The organism is Luteolibacter sp., from assembly GCF_058122085.1.
Window position 1 is genome coordinate 1 of sequence record NZ_JBIKBQ010000216.1, and the last position, 2,916, is coordinate 2,916.

At 63.4% G+C, this 2,916-nt stretch carries 3 protein-coding genes; all 3 read left to right on the top strand.

Annotation, left to right across the window (positions count from 1 at the left end; all coding sequences use genetic code 11):
• Window positions 1-452: PAS domain-containing protein (locus AC4DF4_RS18810; RefSeq protein ID WP_490049631.1), on the top strand; the 452-nt coding region annotated here is incomplete at its 5' end.
• Window positions 453-476: 24 nt separating this feature from the next.
• Window positions 477-1,421 (top strand): 2-dehydropantoate 2-reductase, encoded by a 945-nt coding sequence (locus tag AC4DF4_RS18815; RefSeq protein WP_490049632.1) that lies wholly within the window; start codon window positions 477-479, stop codon window positions 1,419-1,421.
• A 127-nt stretch (window positions 1,422-1,548) separates the two neighbouring features.
• Window positions 1,549-2,916 (top strand): flippase activity-associated protein Agl23 (locus tag AC4DF4_RS18820; RefSeq protein WP_490049633.1); only part of this gene is annotated, 1,368 nt, incomplete at its 3' end.

Below are 2,916 nucleotides of genomic sequence, written 5' to 3' on the forward strand. Positions count from 1 at the left end.
CCGCTGCTCCAGAGTCCGTTGTGCAGGAAGCCCATACCATCGAATCATCCGAGGCGTTGGAGCCGCTCAGCCTGCCCTCCGACACTCCCTCCGCTTGGCGCGACCTTGCCTTCGCCAATCTGAAGACCGCCACCCTCGTCACAGACTTACGCGGCCGCATCCGGGCCGCCAACCCGGCAGCCATTCGCTTCCTTGCTACCGATGGCGACAGCCTAGAAGGGGTGGCCCTCTATCGCCTGTTCCGCCCTGAGGATCCCACTGGATTCAGCCGCGAGGTCTCGGAACAACTCAATGCCCGGCGGCGGTGGGAACGCGAAACCATCTACTTCGATGCCGAAGGCATGCCGGTCGGCCGCTGCCGTGCGGAAATCATCCCCGCCACCAGCGACGCGGTACCCGGCCTGCTCTGCGTGATCCAGCCAGTCTTTACCATGATCGCGGCCAGCGTGTAATCACGCCGCCCCCACCAGTCACCCATGGAAGTCCTGCCCTCAAATCCGCGCCTCGCCATCATTGGCGCCGGAGCGGTCGGCGGATATTATGGCAGCCGCCTCGCCCAAGCCGGTCTCGATGTCCATTTCCTCCTGCGATCAGATCTCGAGGCCGTCCGCGCGCAGGGCCTGCACATCCGCAGCGTCCAAGGAGACTTCCACCTCCCGGCCCCGCAGATTCATGCCACCACATCGGAAATTGGCCCGTGCGACGTGGTTATCATCGCCCTCAAATCAACAGCCAATGCCGCGTTGCCCGGCCTGATTCACCCCCTGCTGCACGCCGATACCAAACTGCTCACCCTGCAAAATGGACTCGGCAATGAGGAATTCCTCGCCGATCACTTCGGCCCAGAACGCGTCATCGGGGGATTGTGCTACGTGTGCATCAATCGCACCGCCCCAGGCGTCATCAACCACTCGGCTCAGGGCCTCGTCATCATCGGCGATCCCCAAGGACCACCCAGACCCGTCACCCGAGCCCTCGCCTCGCTGCTCGCCAGCGCCGGCGTCGATTGCCAAGTTTCGGACTGCCTACCCCGCTCCCGATGGCTCAAACTCACCTGGAACATCGCCTTCAACGGCCTCGCCATCGCCGCTGGCGGAGTGGATACCTCCATCATCATGAATGACTCATGGCTCCGCCAACAGGCCGCCGCCATCATGGAAGAAGTCAGGCAGGCCGCCGCCGCCTGCGGCCACCCGCTGCCCGCCTCCCTCGTCGATGAACATCTCGCCACTACCGCCCAGATCGGACCGTATCGTCCCAGCAGCCTGATCGATTACATGGAAGGCCGCGATGTGGAAGTCGACAGCATCTGGGCCCAGCCATTGCAGCGGGCGCGTGCGGCAGGCGCCGTTCTGCCGCGGCTCGAGATGCTGCATGCGTTGATTTCGAGCGCCGTCGCGCGGCGCAGGGCCGACCGCTGAAGAAGTCGGCGGCGCGACCGACCGATCCGCCATTCCACCTTGCACGGCGGGAGCCTGCCGCCATGGTAAAGGTGACGCTCTCCAGCTGGGGCGCGCGTGTCCTGACTCCTGATTGCTTCGTTCGCCTGTGGCTCTTCGCCTGAACACCCCGCCCCCTCGCACCGCCGCCGCGCAAATCTCTACGGCCGCCGGGCTGTTTTTCGTGGCCTTGATCCTCACGCTACTGACCCGTTTCATCGCGCTCGACCAGCGGGTCCTGCACACGGATGAAGCCGTGCAGGCGGAAATCTACCTCGCACCCATGCTATCGGGTGGCGAGTATGAATATCATCAAGCTGACGGCCACGGCCCGCTTCTTGTTTACTCGACGCGTGTGCTCTGCTGGCTCAGTGGCACCGACTCGCCGGCCGAGCTAGGGGAATACATTTTACGCTTCACGCCGGCCTTGTATTCGCTGGGTCTGGTGTTGCTCATCTGGTTAATGGCTGACGGTTTGGGGCGTGGCAGTGCGGCGTGGGCCATGCTGTTTTCGGCCGTTTCGCCCATGCTGGTCTACTACAGCCGGTATTATATCATGGAGGTACCTCTCGTCTTCATGACCACCCTCGCCATCGCTGCGGGCTGGCGTTACACGCTGACGAGGCATCCGGGATGGATGGCGGTAGCCGGTGCCGCCGTCGGACTGATGCATGTCACCAAGGAAACGTTTTTGATCCAGCTGATCGCAGCGGGACTAGCCATCCTAGCCACGGCCATTCTCGAATTGTTTCACAGCGGCACCGGGTACGGCCAGATCAACCGGCGCTCCAGCCGCGCCGGCTCCACCCTTGCCGTCCACCTGACCCTCGGGCTGCTCGTCGCCGGGGCTGTCTCGTTTTTCGTCTTCTCCGGATTCCTCAGCCAGCCCAGCCGGTTTTTCGAGTCGCTGCAAAGCTACGTCGAATACGCCAAACGAGCCGAAGGTGCTGGCCACGCCAAACCGTGGTGGTGGTACCTTTCGCTGATCTGGGGCCGTCGCGACGCCGATGGTTTCCTCAGCGGCGAATGGCCGCTCGTACTGCTGGCCGTCGTCGGAGCAGGCAAAGGATTCCTCGCCCGCCCGTCCCGCTACGAAAACGTCCGATTGCAGCGGTTCCTCGCCCTCTACGCCACCGCCCTGCTCTGCGGGTATTCGTTCATCGCCTACAAAACGCCGTGGACAATCCTCGGCGCCAGCCACGCCCTCATCCTGCTGGCCGGCATCGGAGCAGCCACCCTGCTGGCCGCCCCCTGGGGACGACTCTACCACTTCGCCGTCTGGGCACTCCTACTCGCCACCACCACCTACCTCGGCGGCCAAATCTGGCGCCAGAACTTCTTGTGGCCGTCAGAAAATAGCCACAACCCATACGCCTACTCCCATACCTCGGCCGACGTGCTGCGCCTCGTGCAAAAAGTCAATGCCGCCGCCCAACTCCACGGCCCAAATCCCAAGGAATTTAACGTCTTTATCATC

Bases quoted from the DNA above. Each gene is read 5' to 3' on its own strand.
- AC4DF4_RS18815 (WP_490049632.1), top strand. From the start codon at position 477: ATGGAAGTCCTGCCCTCAAATCCGCGCCTCGCCATCATTGGCGCCGGA.